This window comes from Streptomyces sp. NBC_00433, from assembly GCA_036015235.1.
In the GTDB taxonomy this organism is placed as follows: Bacteria; Actinomycetota; Actinomycetes; order Streptomycetales; family Streptomycetaceae; genus Actinacidiphila.
The window spans coordinates 5,132,162-5,146,804 of record CP107926.1; the positions used below are offsets into that span (position 1 = coordinate 5,132,162).

The window sequence follows — 14,643 nt, forward strand, 5'->3', positions numbered from 1 at the left end:
TCGGCCGGCCGGAACCGTCCGAAAGGGTCGAGCCGGGGCGAGGAGAGCGAAGGGGCTGACGTCAGAGTGTGTGAGAAGGAAGCCCGTTCATAGCCTCGCCGTTCGGGAACGCTAGCACCTACTCCGGGATCAGCGCTCGCAGATTCCGCGGGGTGATGACCACCGAGTCCGGGTGCAGGCCCTCCGGGCGCTCCATGCCGATGTACGTGACCGGGTCGGTCGGCAGGCTGCCGCCGTCCCAGAGGGTGCTCACCGTGCCCGGGTCCGCGGTCATCAGGTCGGTGAGCCAGCGCACCGTCAGGTACTCGCGCTCGACCACGCTGCGCAGCAGCGACGACACCGTCACACGGTGGCCCTCGACGCGGTTGCCCGACGGCATGCCCCGCAGGTAGAGGTGCAGCCACTTCGCCTGCCAGGTGCCGTCCCGCCCGCGCTGGAAGGCCAGCGGGAGCGCGACCCGGCCGGGGCCGCGAAGTTCCGACTTCATCCGCACGGTGCGGGGCTCGAACGGCCGCCCCTGCTGCTCCCGTTCACGCAGCATGAAGCCGAAGAAGGACTCCTCGACCTCCTCGAAGCCCTCACCGGAGTAGATGTGCACCTGCGGGACGATGAAGGTGCTGCGCACCGACGCGAGCCGCAGGTTGATGAATTCCGCCGCGCCTTCCGGGGCTTCGGTGATGTCGCCGGAGTGCTCGCCCTCGTACTGTCTGAGTTGGGTGTACGACAGCCACGCCGCCGTCCGGTAGCCGGCGTCGAGCAGTTGCGCGGACAGGTCGAAGTCCGTCGTCTCCTTGGCCTGCCTCCAGTGCACGAAGAACCGCAGCAGGTCCCCTTCGACCGGGGAGACCGAGCCGCGCGGCAGCGTGCCGAAGCCGCCCGCCGCCGCCCTGCCGCTGAGCGGAAGTGCCACGTCCAGCATGGCCGGGTCGATCAGCAGCCGTGCGGGACGCGGCAGCCGCCGCGCGATCTCGGTGTCCAGGGCGTCCGCGACGCGCTGCCGCTCGACCTCGGGTACGGGTCCGCGGGTGTCGGGCGCGACCCAGCCGGCTCCGCGGCGGTTGACGAAGACGCGCGTGCCGGACTGTTCACGGGCGGGCGGACCCGCACGCCCGAGGAGGTGTTCGCGCACCGCGAGCAGCACGCGGCCCGAGGCCCCCGCGGCAGCCTGCTCGGCCGCGGCCGCCACCGCTTCCCGCTCCTGCCGCGTGCCGCAGGACCGCAGCAGCCGGTCCAGCGCGCGCAGCAGCCGCCCCGGCGCCGCGGCCAGCACGTCTGCCGCGCCCACCACATCACCCGCGGCGAGCAGTTCCTCGACGCGGCTGTCGAACGACCGGGCGCGCAACTCGCCCCGCGCGACGGCGAACACCGAGGCGGCGCCGGGCCACTGCGGGTACTCGTGCGGGTGCAGCCGTTCGCCGAGCCGCTTGAACTCCTCGCGATGCGCGCCCACATCGGCCAGCTTCGCCGGGTCGGCGGCGACCACCGCGTCAAGTCCGGCCAGCAGCGCCCGCCGCACCGGCCGGCGCAGCGCCAGGAAGCGCGTCGGCTCCACCAGGCCGGCGTCACCGCCGGACAGCGTGCACGCCAGCCGCAGTACATCGGTCACCGTGTCGAGCAGCAGGCTCGCGTTCGCGGCGAGCCGCGCCCGGTTGATCTCGGCGCGGTTCTCCCGTACCGGAATGCGCTCCGGCTGCGCCCCGGCCACGCAGTGCTCGGCCAGCACCGCCAGGTCGCGGAGCCCTTCCCCGCCGAGCGGGGTGCTGCTGCCCGCCAGCGCCAGATACAGCGCCCGCACCTCGTCCTCCAGGGCCCCGCCGAGATGCAGCACGGTCACCCGGTCACCTGCCGCCGCGACCAACTCGCCGTGCACGGCCAGCATGTCCTCGTACGAGTGCTGGTATCTGCCGTACGCCGGCAGCGTCAGCAGATCGACCACCCCGCTGCTGAGCTGCTCGACCGTACGCTGCCGCACCGCCTCGTCGGCGAGGGCCTCGGCGATGCAGGACCACCAGAACTCCTGGGTGTCGGGGACGTTGGCGGGGAAGTCGACGAAGTAGGCGTTGTGCTGTACGTGGTCGCCGACCATTTCCTTCACGGCCGCCAGCGTCCGTGTCGCGGCGCCGGTGACCGCCGCGGGCTCCAGCCCCGCGAGACGGCGCCGCGCGTCGGCCGAGAGCGTGAAGCCGGCCGACATCAGCGCGGCGTCGAACTGCCTCACCGCGGTATCGCCTTGGCCCGCGACAGATGCCCCGGCAGGCGGCGCGGGAATGCGGAGGGTGTGCCGTACGACCATGCGTTCGAGATCCTGGACCACGCGGCAATGCTCGCAGTACGCAACTGGCCGCGCACGGGGATTTCGCCCGCCTTGGCGAGGGCGCCGCGGGCAAGTCAGCGGCCCCCCTCCGTCACACGGCGGACCACTCGTCCAGGCGGGCGGCCAACGCGGGGTCCCGGAGGCGCGTCCTCGGGCCCCTGGGCAGCCGCGGGTGATGCGGCGATGCGTGATACGAGGGGGCCGGGGAGCGGGTACGGGCGTTCGGTCGGGAGCAGGTGGGCGGCCTGCGTGCGGGAGCCTGTGCGGGTCAGTTCGTGGATCTCGTGGGCCAGTTCGGTGACGTCGTCGATGCCCACGGTCCACTCGTCGGCGTAGCGGTGGGACGCCTCGGCGCGCAGGCCGACTTGCAGGGAGCGGGGCGGCGTCGGGCGCAGGTCCAGGTCACGCTCCGGGTCCCATTGGACGCGCACGGGGCTGTGGCGCATGTCGCGCTTCCAGGCGTCCCGGGAGGCGTGGACGTGGCTGTCGTAGCTCGACAACGCGCTGTGGGCGAGGGCCCATTCGAAGCCGTCCCGGCGGATGCGGATGGCCAGCACCCGCTCCTGGCCCACGGCGGTACCCCAGGAGCTGCGGTACATCATCCAGAGGAAAGAGGGCTTGATCCACGTCATCCGGTCGCGGCTGTACCCGGCGGAGAAACGCCCGCCGGCGGCGGCCGGTTCGGCGACCGCCGGGGAATACGCCTGGTAGACGGTGATCGTCTCGGAGTCGTAGAGGGCGCGTATCTCGCGCGAGGGGACGGACACCCGTACATGCTCGCAACCGATGCCGCCCCGGGCCAGCAGGTTTCCTCCGGAGAGGTCGACGGGCCGGCCCAGGGGCGGGGAAGGTGGATCAGATGGCGGCCACCGGGCCGTCCCAGGCGTCCCGGTCCACCGTGATGGTGTAACCCTTGCGGGTCTCCTTGCTGTTGACGGTGTACTGGTGGCCTCGGCTGTGGCCGGTGAACAGCTTGGGGTCCCAGGGCCAGTCCGTCGTGGTGCTGGCCTTGCCGTCGTACAGCGCGTACCAGAGGTTGCCGGGCAGGTCGGTCTTGTCGGCCGCCGTGGCGATCGCCTTGGCGCTGGAGGTGCTGAAGCCGTAGTAGCCGGCGCGGTAGGTCTTGGCGCGCAGCGTCTTGGTGAAGGAACGCACGTACGCCAGAACGGCGTTGTTGCACGACGTGTTCGTGACCGTGTACGACTCCATGTCGAGGTAGATCGGCGAGCCAGCCTTCATGCCCAGCGCCGCGGCCTTGGCGACCGCGTCCTTGCCGTCGCTCGCGCCGAGCGCGGTGGCGGTGGCGGGGGTGATCTTCTCCGGGCTGGAGCCCGTCTGGCACGGCGGTTGGGCGCCGACGTAGATCGGGATGAGCTTCCACCCCGCGGTGTTGACCGTCTTCACCCACGACGCGGTGAGGTTGGGCTGCGCGCAACCCCGGTTCCTGCCGCCGATGTAGACGGCCGCCCCGCTGTAGTAGCCGTCCGCCTTCCACGCCTTCATCGCGGCCTGCGAAGGAGCCGTGCAGGCGTCGAATGCGCGACCCGTGAAGGTCTTCTGCGCCGGCCAAGTGGTCGCGGCCATCGACGACTGCGCGAGGACGACACCCCCGGCCACCACCGCTGCCCCCGCGGTGGCCCAGGCGATGTACCGCCCCTTCTTGGACAAACGGTGCTTGGACAAGCCCCCACCCTCATTCTTCTGCGGCCCTCGGCCGCTGCCCTTCCCCCGTAACTCGGCTACGCCGAAGGCCTGATCGTAGAGCACCCGGCCGACGCGCCGAGCGCCGCCCGCGGGCGGCGCTATCACGGTCAGCGTGACCGGTGGCGGCGGGCCGCGGCGGTGCTGTGGCGGCGGCCGTGGCGGCGGGGTCGCCCGCGCGAGGAGCCCGCGGTTTCGGGCGCGCGTTCCTGCCGGTCCTGCGGGGCTTCGTCCTCGGCTTCGGTCTCGGCGGGCTCGGCTTCCCCCGGTGCCTCCTCCGCGGATTCGGCGGCCTCGCCGGTGGCCTTCCCGGCCGTTTCCGCCGCGTCCCCGGTGGTCGTCGTCGCGGTCGCGGTGATGTCATCGGCGGCGTCGTTCGCGGTGCCGGCCACGTCCTGTGCGGCCTCGCCCGCGCCCTGGCCGACCTTCTCGGTGGCTTCGCCCGCGCCTGAGCCGACCTTCTCGGTGGCTTCGCCCGCGCCCGAGCCGACCTTCTTGGTGGCTTCGCCCGCGCCCGAGCCGACCTTCTCGGTGGCTTCGCCCGCGCCTGAGCCGACCTCTTCGACCGCCTCGCCCGCGCCCTGGCCGACCTCCTGCACGGCTTCTCCCGCGCCTGAGCCGACCTTCTCCACGGCTTCGCCGGCGCCCGAGCCGACCTCCTCGACGGCCTGGCCCGCGCCCTCGCCCAGTTCGCCGACCGCGCGGCCGGTGCCGTCGGCGACCGACTGGACCGCCTCGCCCACCGGGCGGGTGATCTGTTCGAGGATCTGCGGGTTGTGGTCGATGGTGCGCAGGACGGCGCCGATGATCTCGGCCACATTGTCGAGGCGCACCTTGAGCAGGGCCTGTGCCTGGACGCCCTTGATGTCGAGTTCGACGCGGCCCAGGGCGACGTTCACGCCGACGTCGAGCTTCAGCAGGTCGAGCACTTCCGCGTGGAGCGCCACCCGGGCCTGGAGATCCTCGACTTCGAGGTCGATCTCGTCGACGTGCAGGTCCGGGACGTCGAGCAGGACGTCCGGCTCGCCCTTCGGCTTGCGCGCCTCCCGCGGCAACTCCATCTCGTCCTCGGACACTTCGTACGTCTCTTCGTCCGCTTGCGCGTCACCGTCGTCCACGGTCAGCCGGCCTCTTCCTCTTCGTCGTCCTCGTACTCTTCTTCGTCGTCGTCCTCTTCCTCCTCGGCCTCCTCCGCTTCCATGGCCTCCTCGTGGGTCTGTACGACCTCGCCGTCGCGGATCTCGCCGCGCCAGCCCTCGGCCTCCTCCTCGGCGAAGGTCACGTACCGCTGGAAGTGTTTGAAGTCCAGCCGGGCGCGGCGGCCTTGGGCACGCCAGAGGTTGCCGGTCTTCTCCACGATGCCGGCCGGGTGGTAGACGAGGACGAGGATGATCCGGGTGAGCGTCGGGGTGATCTCGTGGAAGCTGACGGCGCCCTGCGTGCTGCCCAGGGCGCCCTCGGACGTCCAGACGATGCGGTCGTCAGGGAGCTGCTCCTGGACGGTCGCCTTCCATTTCCTGGTCGACGGGCCGATCTTGACCGTCCACTCGCTGGTCGCCTCGTCGCCGCGCTCGGCCTGCCGGACGCCCTTGGTGAAGCCGCTGAAGTTCTCGTACTCGGTCCAGTGGTCGTACGCGGTACGCAGCGGCACCCCGACGTCGATCGTCTCGATGATGGTCGTGGCCTTGGTGTCCTCCGACGTGTCGTCGTCGCCGCCCGAACTGCCGCCGGAGACGGCGTCCTTGATCTTGCCGGTGACGCCGCTCTTGATCTCCTCGCCCTTCTCGGCGGCGATCGCCTTGGCCGGCGACTCACCGTGCAGGACGCGCTTGCCGACCTTCGGCACGGTGCCGCTGTCCTCGTCGACGTCGATGAACTTGTCGGCCGCCTCGGTCAGCCGGCTCCCGGCCTTGCGGGCGACATGCTTCGCTCGGGCGCTGAGGTACTGCCCGAGTTCGTGCTTGAGCAGCTGCATCGGGCCCGGGTCGGCTTCCTTGGTCTTCTGGTCGGTCGCCATCAGCGGTCACCTCTCCTTGCGGGCACGCGGCGTCGTCTTCTTGGCGGGCCGGCTCTTCTTCGCCGTCGTCTTCTGCGCGGGCGACGGCTTCTTCGCGGCCGGTCCCTTGGCCGTCGGCTTCTTGGGTGTGGGCTTCGCGCCAGCCGCGCGCTTCTTGGGCTTGGCCTTGGCGGTCGGCGCGGCCTTCTTGGCGACCCGCTTCGGCTCGGGCGGCTCCGGCGGCTCGTCCTCGTCCGCGTCGTCCTCGTCCTCGTCCTCGTCGGCGTCCTCGGCGTCCTCGGCGTCCCCGGCGTCCTCGGACCCGTCCTCTTCGTCCTCGTCGTCGGCGGGTGCGTCGCCCAGCGCGAGGGTGCGCTTCTGGATGGCGTCGGTGAGCGCCGTGATGCCGCGGCTCGTCACCGAGGAGGCCGCGCCGCGGGCGGCCCGGCTCAGGGCGCCGTGGCGGCCGTCCCCGTCATGGCCGCTGCCGCTGTCGGCCTCCGCGTCGCCTTCGCCCTGCTCGTCCGCGTCGCCGCCCTTGAGGGCCGCCGGTACGCCCGGCATCTTGCGCAGGCCGCCTGCCACCAGTCCGCCCGGCCGCAGGCCCTTGCCGGCCAGCAGTGCCGCGGCGGTGAGCGCCAGCTGCCCTTTCTTGCCGCGGCCGAGCACGTAACCTCCGGCCACGGCCGCCGCCAGGCCGAGGTTCCTCGGTTCGCCCATCACGCTTCGCCTTCTCACTGTCGAATCGGGTGCTCCGAAAGGTGCTCGGAAAGAGTCCCCGCCGCGGAGGAAGCCCCCGCGGGCCTTGCGGGCCGTCGCCCCGGGCCGGCGCGTTCGCGGGCAGCACTCACCCGTCCCCGCCGCCGGACGCAGTTCGCCTGCCTTCCCCGGGGACCGCGTCGGAGCAGCAGCTCCGCCGCCCTACCTGCAAGTCTGGTCCTCTTCCGCGGATCCGCATCTGGGAGAGGCGGCCACGCCTCGTCGCTCCCGCTCCCGGTCCCGGCGACCTGCGACCTGCGACCTGCGACCGGCGGCCGGCACCGGCGGCCGGCTCCCCGCGGCCGCCGCGCGAGGCGGATGGCGCGCGGGCCGCTCCGTCCGACAGCCGTCCCAGCCGGACGGGTGACGGCCCGCGTCACCGATTTCTCCCGCTTCTTCCGCAAAGCTGTCGCTGCCATTCGGGCTGCGCCGAGCATTCGATGGCGACAGCCGCAGCGAAGGGGCTGCGGCAGGCGCACACTAGGAGCAATGACAAAGCCAGCTGCACAGAAGCGCCATCTGCCCACCAGTCCCTTCAATGCCCCGGTCGCGCCGCCTACCAAGCACTTCGCCGCGGGCGACCAGGTCGCCCACGACATCTACGGCCTCGGCCGGGTCACCGAGACCGAAGAGGGCGTCGCGGCGCTCGTGGACTTCGGCTCGGCGCGGATGCGGATCCTGAGCCCTTACACCAAGATGTACAAGCTCTAGGAACCGCGACCGCTCTCCCCGGCCACGGCACACCACCAGGACCCTTCGGGGACCTACGAAGAAAGTCGGACCTCCCATCGATGTGACCTCGCTTTTCTCCGCACTGGAAGAGCAACCCCACCGTTCCGCTTCGTCCTCGCCGCCTCCGACGGCGGATCTTTTCCGGGCCCCGGACTTCGAGGAAGACGAGTCCGGCCTGCTCGAGGACGCACAGGGGCTCGCCTAAGCCGCCCGTGCGGTGGCCATGGCTGTCCACGGCGCTCCGGTGAGGAGTGCGGCCGCCTCGGTCCGTGCCTCGTCCAGCCCGACGCCGCTCGCTCGGAACCCCGCCACGCGGGGGTGACCGAGCGGCGGACGGCGGCGAGGCACGGCAGGCGGTCGTGTGTCTGTACGGGGCCGCGGGAGCCGACCTACCTCGCGGACCCGGCGCGGCGGGCTGCCCGCGTCAAGACGCGAGCCGGTTCAGGGCGGCGGCTGTGATGTCTGCCACGTAAGTGGGGTCGTCACTGGGCTGGCCGGTGAGTTCGACGATGGCGACGTCGTGGCCGCCGCGGATGACCGCGACGCCGCCCGCGACGCTGCCGTCGCCGTTGAAGGTCGGATACCACGTGCCCTTGCCGCCCGTGACGCTGATCGCGTGGCCCTGGCCGTAGTACCAGTGGCCCTCGGGCTCGTCCTGGCAGTCGCGCACCACCGCGTTGAGCTGCTTCTCGTAGGAGGCGGCCGCCGTGTTGGTGGAGCCCTCGGCGGCGGACTCGGCCAGCCGGGTGTCGCTGGTGTCGAAGGCCCAGGTCACATCGGCGAAGGCGGCGGCCTTCCCCTTGGTCAGCGTACGGATCGTCGCCTCGCCGGAGCAGGCCGAGAGGCCCTGCGCCCCGGTCAGGTCCACGGTCGCGCCGACCGGGGACAGGCCCTGCTGGAAGAAGTCGTCGCTCTGGACGAGGTCGTCGGAGCCGAGGCCGGGCTGCGCGAGAGCCGCGGCACGTGTGGTGACCGGTGCGGCGGCCGGTGCCGCGGCCGGGTGGCCCTGCGAGCCGGCGCCCTCGCTGGCAGTGGCGGGGTGCATGCCGATGGCGACGTGGCTGTCTTCCGCGCGCCGCCGCATCGAGCGGGCAGGGCCGATGTCTACGCCCTGGGTGCCGTGGCGTACGAACTGCTCACCGGCCGCAAGCCGTTCGGCTCGGCCGGGCGGGCCATCCTGACGCCGGAGCAGGCGGCGACGTCCTCGCCGCCCGCGCTGCCAGGGGAGTTGGCGGTCCCGGACGGCATCGAGGCACTTCTCCGCGCCGCGTTGGCCGTCGATCCCGACGACCGCCCGCAGACCGCCGGGGCTTTCGCGGACGCGCTGCTGTCACCGGGCGGAAAGCAGTGGGCGCCACCCGGGCCCGAGGGCCGGACGTCCGAGCGCACGACCTCCGCGCGCCCGGCGCCTCCCGCGGTCTGGCTGTCCGCGGTCGTCGTCCTCCTGGTGACGGCCGTGCTGACCTGGCGGCTCGGCTGACGAAGGCCCCGACCGCAGCCGCGGTCGGGGCCTTCGATCATGCGCGCGCCGTCAGGCCGGGTGCGGCCGGTTGTGCAGGAAGGCGGCCAGCCAGGCGGGTTCGGTGGTGAGGGGGGCGGGCCCGCCCCCCTTGGACAGTGCCGCGGTCACCGTGTAGCCGCCCGGCAGGTAGCCGGTGGAGCGGGTGCCCGCGGTGTAGCCGGTGCTGTCGAGGACGACGTCGTAGGTGCCCGGCGCCACGTCCCGCGTGCTGAGCAGGACGGTCAGTGCGGTGCCGTCGGCGCTGACGGAGACGGGGGCCGCCATCAGGTAGTCGCTGGCCCGCTGCCCGTCGTGTGCCAGCGCCACCTCGGTGCCGAGCGTCAGGTTGCTGCCGTGGACCACCACCTGGTTGTCCGCGCCGGTCGGCCCGGAGGCGGGCGCGACCGAGGTCACGTCGGCGGCCTTGCGCGGTGTCGTGCACTGGGAGCTGCACACGCCCTGCATCGTGTACTGCACGGGCGGACTCGTGTTGCCGGGGCTGAGGAGGAAGACCACCTGGGTCGCGGCGGCGCTGCCGCTGATCTGGCAGCCGTAGTGGGAGCCGGCCCCGTTGCCGACGCACTGGTAGGCGTAGTCGTAGCCGGTGCCGTTCCAGCCGGCGCCGCTGTAGAGGCCCAGCGCCGGGGTGCCCGCGGCGTCGCTGTCCGTCATGTAGACGTCGAAGGCCTGCCGCGGCTTGACCTGCATCACCCCGCAGAAGGCTGTGGCGGTCTCGGTCAGGCTCCCGCCGCGCGGTGCGAAGCCGTCGGGGGAGAGGGAGTTGTCCGTGCACTGCGGCACCCAGCCGGACGCGGTGCCCACCCGCCAGGTGTCCACGTGGGCGGGGATCGGCGTGCCCGCGTAGCCGGAGGCGAGGACGGCGACCACGTAGGACGCGGAGCCGCTCACCCGGCAGGAGGCGCCCTGCTGCCAGCACACGATCTCGCCCGTGGCGTCGACGACGAGCAGCACGGTGCCGCCGGTCGCGGCGTCCGGGGTCCTCGCCGCCAGCCACAGCTTGTCCGTGGCGGCGGCCTCGACGCGCAGGCAGCGGGAGTCGAGGGCGGAGGTGAAGGTGTAGCCGGTGGACTGGCCGCCGACGGTCAGCGTCGAGGGGGCGGCGCAGGCGGCCGTGGCCGACACGTCGCGGCGGACCAGGTGGTAGGTGTCGGCGCCGCTCGTGCCGACGAGGACGGCCGTGTAGCCGGTGCCCGCGGTGAACCGGCAGGTCGTCGTGGAGCTGCCGACGGTCGAGCACACCTGGTCGCCCGCGGCGTCGTAGACCCTGACGGACGCGTTGACCCGGTTCGCGGTGTTGGTGTAGTCGAACATCTCCGCCGTGGCGTGGCCGCTCGCGGGAAGGGCCAGGCAGGCGGTCTGCCGGTCGGCGGTCAGCTCGACCTGCGTACCGGTGGAGCCGCCGAAGGGCGACTGCGGCCAGGCGGCGCAGCCCGCGGCGTCACCGGTGCGCTGGACGACCAACCCGTAGACACCGGGGTGGGGCGCCGTCAGCACGACACGGAAGGGGGCGGTGCCGGTCAGCTTGCAGACGGCGAAGCGGTATTCGTTCTCGCACTGGCTCACCCCCTTGGCGTCGTAGACCGTTTCGACCGGGTCCCACCCGCCGTCGGAGGAAGTCGCCGCCAGGTAGAGCCCGTTGCCGGACGCGGTCGGCAGCGTCAGGCAGTCGCGCCGGCCCGCCGCGGTCAGGTCCACGCTGACCGGGCCGCTCCCGAAGCCCGTGTCGGACCCGGCCACGCACCCCGCGGTCTGCGTGGGGGACATGAAGACCGGTGAGAACGCGGTGTCGTCGAGGTAGTCCGGCCGGAAGACCATGGCGTACGTGCCGGCCGCGGGGAAGGTGCAGGAGGCGGCGCCCTTGCGGCAGAACCGCGTGCCGTCCTGGTGGTAGACGCCCGTGCCGCCCACGTCGTACGTGCCGGCCGCGGGCACCTGGAGCAGCCAGCAGGGGTCGGGCGAGCCCGCCGGTGCGGTGCCGTACGCCTGGGGCGCGAGCGGCGTGCAGCCCGCCGGGTCGGACAGCCTGGCGACCCGCAGGGTGTAGGTGCCGGTGTAGCCGGACCCGCTGCGGGTGATCGCCCGGTAGGGGCCGCTGCCGGTCAGGACGCAGCCGTCCTGCTCGGAACCGTCGCCGCTGTCGGTCGAGCAGCTCGGGGCGCCCGAGGGGTCGACGATCGTGGTGGTGACGTCGCCGTAGGAGTCGGTGGTCGCGGTGAGGTCGATACGGTCGCCGGCCGTCCCCGTGAACGGCTGGCAGTCCGTCTGGACAGGGGAGCCGAGGGTGCGGTGCAGCAGCGGCAGGTCGTAGGCCGTGCCGGCGGTGGCCGCGCAGCCGCTCGTGGCGGTCAGCGGGACGAGGGAGAGCACGTAGGGGGTGGCGTCGAAGGTCGAGGTGTTCCCCAGCAGCAGGGTGTAGGTGCCGGCTCCCGGCAGGGTGGTGCAGGTCGCGTTGCGGGTGTCGCCGCAGACCTGGGTGCCCTGTGCGGTGAGCAGCGACCAGGACGCGCTGGTGCTGGTGGACTCGTCGCCGTGCAGGGAGACCAGCACGGGCCCGGCCGGCAGCGCCACGGTGCGGCAGGCCGCACCGCCGAGCGGCACCGTGCCCGACACCACCGCGGAACCCGGGTCGCCGAAGGGCGCGGGGGCGAGCGCCGCGCAACCCGACGGGTGCGACAGCCGGTTCACCGCCACGCTGTAGGTGACGGCCTGCGCGAGGATGTCCCGCAGCAGCATCCGGTAGGGGGCGTCGCCCGTCAGGGCGCAGGTGGAGACGTACCGGTCGAGGCCGCAGACCTCGGTACCGTTCGCGTCGTAGACCGTGCCCTGGAGCTCGTAGGGCAGGCTGCCCAGCCGCAGCAGGTCGCCGCTGCCGGCGCCGTCGCCGAGCGCGTAGCAGGACGAGGCGGCGCCGGCGGCGAGCGAACCGGTCAGCGGCGCGCTGTCGAAGGCCAGGTCGGACGCGGCGAGCGCGGTGCAGGGCGAGGACTTCAGCGAGGACACCGCGAGGGTGTAGCTGCCGGGGGCGAACACGGCGGTGACCACCAGCGTGTAGGTGCCGGCCGGACCCGTCGGGCAGGCCGTGGGCCCCGACGACGGGGAGCACAGCTGGTCGGTGCCGTCGGGGCCGGTGAGCACCCCGTCGATGAAGCCGTCGCCGGTCGAGGCGAGCTGGACGGTCAGTACGTCGCCGGCCGCGGCGGTCGTGACGGTGTACGTGTCGCTGGCGCCGTCCGCGATCGACGCGCAGACCCGCACGGTGTCGAGCGCCAGCGGACCGCCGCAGCTCGTCGCCTGGATGTCCTTCGCGGGAGCCGAGGCGGCGGCACGGGTCGCGGCCGTGGCACGCAGCGCCTTCACCTTGGCCGCGGAGAGGGCGGCGGGCTTCTGCGGCTTCCGGAGCGGCTTCCGGAGAGACTTCTGCGGCGGCTTCTGAGCGGTGGCGCCCGGCTTGGCGGGCGCGGGCCTCTGCTGCGTGGCCGGCGCGGCCGCGGCTGTGTGCGCCGCGGCGGACACGGCACTGGTGGCGGGCTCGGCAGCCCCCGGCCGTGCGGTGGCCTGGGTGGGCCCGGCCCATCCGAGCAGTGCGGCGGCGAGGCTGGTGACCACGACCGTGAAGGCGGCGGTGCCCGATCTTCTTCGGCGGTTTTTCCGGCGCAGGCCGGCGGTCGGCACGTGAGACATGCGGTCCCCCCCTGGAGACACAGCCCCGCCCCCCGTGACAGCCACGGGGGCCACTCAGGGCCCGCGAAGCCTATCGAGCACCTCTGTCACGGCGGTCAGCGAGGTGGGGGCAGCACGTCGCGCGGCCCCCTGCTGAGCGGCGGTTACACCCGCGCGGACAAGCCGCCGGCGGCGGAATACGGCCACCCGGGCACCGACCGAAGGCTCGCGGCGCCGGACGCGACCGCGGCCGGGACCGGCACCGACCGCGACCGCGTGGTGCCGGCGTGGCCGGCCGGCGGGAAGCCGGCCGCCGCGCCGGTCGTCGGCGTCAGCACGGTCGGGCGACTGGACGAGGCGATCGCGGGGGTGTCGCTGGAGCCGACCGCCGAGCAGCGCGAGCGCGTGGACCGCGCGGTGTGAGCCGTCAGGCCGCGGGCGCCGGCCGCACGCCGGTCGGCACGTCGGGGTCGAAGGCCGCGCCCACGACGATCGCCTCCATGTCCCGCATGAGGGCGGCGACTTCGTCGGCGGAGACGTGGTGGGTGTCCACGTGGAATTCCAGCTCGACCGTGTCCAGGGCGGTGCCGACCTGGATCATCAGCTTGTCGAGATACCGCGGGAAGGGCTCGCCCCATTGCAGGGCGCTTTGCCCCCGCAGGGCTTCGAGTGCGTCCCGGGCCGGCACCTCGGGGCCGGGCGGCTCGATGCCGATGCCGAACCTGCGGTCGTTGAACAGGCAGGAGGTCTCCACCACTTCGCCGCGCTCCCGGTCGATCCGGGCGCGCAGCTCCTCCAGTTGGGCCGGGTCGTAGTAGGCGTACTTCGAGCAGAGCGCGGAGGCCCGCCGCGTGCGGTCCACCGCCTCGTCGAAGGAGGCGCCGGCGACGTCGACCGTCAGAAGGCCGTTCACGGAGAGCGGATGGGACACGTCGGCCAGGCCCGGCCGGAAGCGGTTGCCGACCACCACCTGGATCAGCGCCGGGGTGATGCCGGTCAGCCGTGCCACGGCCACCGCGTAAGCGGCCAGCAGCACCGAGGACGTCGAGCTGCCGACCCGGGCCGCCACCGCCTTCGACGCCAGGTGCAGGGCGCGTGAGGTGAAGGTCCCCCGCCGGTAGCGCGGTTCGCCCCGGTCCACGTGCGGGCCGAACCGCCGGGGCCCGGCCGAGCGCAGCAGCCGCTCCCAGTGGCGCAGCGAGAAGTCGTTCTGCCGCCGGGCGGACGGTGTGCGCTGCAAGGCCGCGAGCTCCAGCGGCCCCAGCGCCGACGCCGGGTTCTTCGCCTCGCCGGTGACGGGGTCGCGCTCGCCCAACTCACCGAGCATGACGGCGATTCCGCTGCCGTCGGTGGCGATGTGCGAGATCGTCACGACCACATGGGTGACCGTGCCGCGGCAGCGCACCGCGGCCATCCGGATCGGCCACTCCTCGGCGTGGTCGAACGGCGTCGCCTCCCACCGGTCGGCCAGGTCCCGGGCGATCAGGTCCGGGTCGCCGCCGTCTTCGACGTCGACGATCCCCAGCGCGGCCGTGCCCGAGCCCGCCACCTCCTGGACCGGGCCGCCGTCCGCGCCGGGCCGGATCCGGGCCCGCATCGAGGCGTGGCGGCACATGAAGAACCGCAGCTCCGACGCGAGGTCCCGGACCGTCCTGCCGTCGGCCACGGGCACGGCGCCGCCCATGCTCATCGAGGTGCCGGCCTGCTCCATCAGCGTCCAGACCTTGCGCTGCCCCCAGGTCAACCCGCCGACGCCGCCGCCTGGCCCCTCGAACGGCACGACGACCTGATCCGTCATCTCCGCCCCGCCCACGATCGTCCTCGAAACCGGTTCAGCCATCGACCGCAGTCCCCTCGAAGTCCAGGCTCCCCTGCCCGGCATCATCTTCAGACAGCGGTCCGGGCGCCACAAGACTCTGAGGATATGTGGTAAGAAATGCATTCTTCCGGTCCGGAAGG

11 protein-coding genes and 1 pseudogene are annotated in these 14,643 nt (G+C 73.0%); 3 read left to right on the plus strand and 9 right to left on the minus strand.

What is annotated here, in order from left to right:
• Positions 1 to 118 precede the first annotated feature (118 nt).
• The 6 genes and pseudogenes from OG900_22050 to OG900_22075 form a co-directional block, all read right to left on the minus strand.
• Positions 119 to 2,314, minus strand: a complete 2,196-nt coding sequence (locus OG900_22050; protein ID WUH92520.1) for a hypothetical protein — start codon at positions 2,312 to 2,314, stop codon at positions 119 to 121.
• A gap of 74 nt (positions 2,315 to 2,388) precedes the next feature.
• The gene (locus OG900_22055) at positions 2,389 to 3,081 is read right to left on the minus strand and encodes a DUF4291 domain-containing protein (protein ID WUH92521.1); all 693 of its coding nucleotides are present in this window, start codon (positions 3,079 to 3,081) and stop codon (positions 2,389 to 2,391) included.
• 88 nt (positions 3,082 to 3,169) lie between these two features.
• Positions 3,170 to 3,997, minus strand: a complete 828-nt coding sequence (locus tag OG900_22060; protein ID WUH92522.1) for a DUF1906 domain-containing protein — start codon at positions 3,995 to 3,997, stop codon at positions 3,170 to 3,172.
• 488 nt (positions 3,998 to 4,485) lie between these two features.
• A pseudogene (locus OG900_22065) lies at positions 4,486 to 5,043 on the minus strand (hypothetical protein).
• 92 nt (positions 5,044 to 5,135) lie between these two features.
• Positions 5,136 to 6,032: an SRPBCC family protein gene (locus OG900_22070; GenBank protein WUH92523.1), complete on the minus strand. Its 897-nt coding sequence runs from the start codon at positions 6,030 to 6,032 to the stop codon at positions 5,136 to 5,138.
• A 6-nt stretch (positions 6,033 to 6,038) separates the two neighbouring features.
• Positions 6,039 to 6,731 (minus strand): hypothetical protein, encoded by a 693-nt coding sequence (locus tag OG900_22075; protein WUH92524.1) that lies wholly within the window; start codon positions 6,729 to 6,731, stop codon positions 6,039 to 6,041.
• Positions 6,732 to 7,259: 528 nt separating this feature from the next.
• On the opposite strand from OG900_22075, the gene OG900_22080 reads away from it, so the two are divergent.
• Complete coding sequence (locus OG900_22080; protein ID WUH92525.1) at positions 7,260 to 7,481, plus strand: hypothetical protein; 222 nt, start codon at positions 7,260 to 7,262, stop codon at positions 7,479 to 7,481.
• 445 nt (positions 7,482 to 7,926) lie between these two features.
• Here OG900_22080 and OG900_22085 read toward each other — a convergent pair whose 3' ends face one another.
• A complete protein-coding gene (locus tag OG900_22085) occupies positions 7,927 to 8,547 on the minus strand; it encodes a hypothetical protein (protein WUH92526.1) in 621 nt (206 codons plus the stop codon).
• Positions 8,548 to 8,559: 12 nt separating this feature from the next.
• Between OG900_22085 and OG900_22090 the strand changes: the two genes are divergently transcribed.
• Positions 8,560 to 8,982, plus strand: a complete 423-nt coding sequence (locus OG900_22090; GenBank protein ID WUH92527.1) for a hypothetical protein — start codon at positions 8,560 to 8,562, stop codon at positions 8,980 to 8,982.
• A 51-nt stretch (positions 8,983 to 9,033) separates the two neighbouring features.
• On the opposite strand, the gene OG900_22095 is transcribed toward OG900_22090, so the two are convergent.
• Complete coding sequence (locus OG900_22095; GenBank protein WUH92528.1) at positions 9,034 to 12,705, minus strand: hypothetical protein; 3,672 nt, start codon at positions 12,703 to 12,705, stop codon at positions 9,034 to 9,036.
• A gap of 255 nt (positions 12,706 to 12,960) precedes the next feature.
• On the opposite strand from OG900_22095, the gene OG900_22100 reads away from it, so the two are divergent.
• Complete coding sequence (locus OG900_22100; protein ID WUH92529.1) at positions 12,961 to 13,107, plus strand: hypothetical protein; 147 nt, start codon at positions 12,961 to 12,963, stop codon at positions 13,105 to 13,107.
• Positions 13,108 to 13,111: 4 nt separating this feature from the next.
• On the opposite strand, the gene OG900_22105 is transcribed toward OG900_22100, so the two are convergent.
• The gene (locus tag OG900_22105) at positions 13,112 to 14,524 is read right to left on the minus strand and encodes a condensation domain-containing protein (GenBank protein WUH92530.1); all 1,413 of its coding nucleotides are present in this window, start codon (positions 14,522 to 14,524) and stop codon (positions 13,112 to 13,114) included.
• Between the last annotated feature and the right edge of the window lie 119 nt (positions 14,525 to 14,643).

Bases quoted from the DNA above. Each gene is read 5' to 3' on its own strand.
- OG900_22070 (WUH92523.1), bottom strand. From the start codon at position 6,032: ATGGCGACCGACCAGAAGACCAAGGAAGCCGACCCGGGCCCGATGCAG.
- OG900_22075 (WUH92524.1), bottom strand. From the start codon at position 6,731: ATGGGCGAACCGAGGAACCTCGGCCTGGCGGCGGCCGTGGCCGGAGGT.
- OG900_22080 (WUH92525.1), top strand. From the start codon at position 7,260: ATGACAAAGCCAGCTGCACAGAAGCGCCATCTGCCCACCAGTCCCTTC.
- OG900_22085 (WUH92526.1), bottom strand. From the start codon at position 8,547: ATGCACCCCGCCACTGCCAGCGAGGGCGCCGGCTCGCAGGGCCACCCG.
- OG900_22095 (WUH92528.1), bottom strand. From the start codon at position 12,705: ATGTCTCACGTGCCGACCGCCGGCCTGCGCCGGAAAAACCGCCGAAGA.
- OG900_22105 (WUH92530.1), bottom strand. From the start codon at position 14,524: ATGGCTGAACCGGTTTCGAGGACGATCGTGGGCGGGGCGGAGATGACG.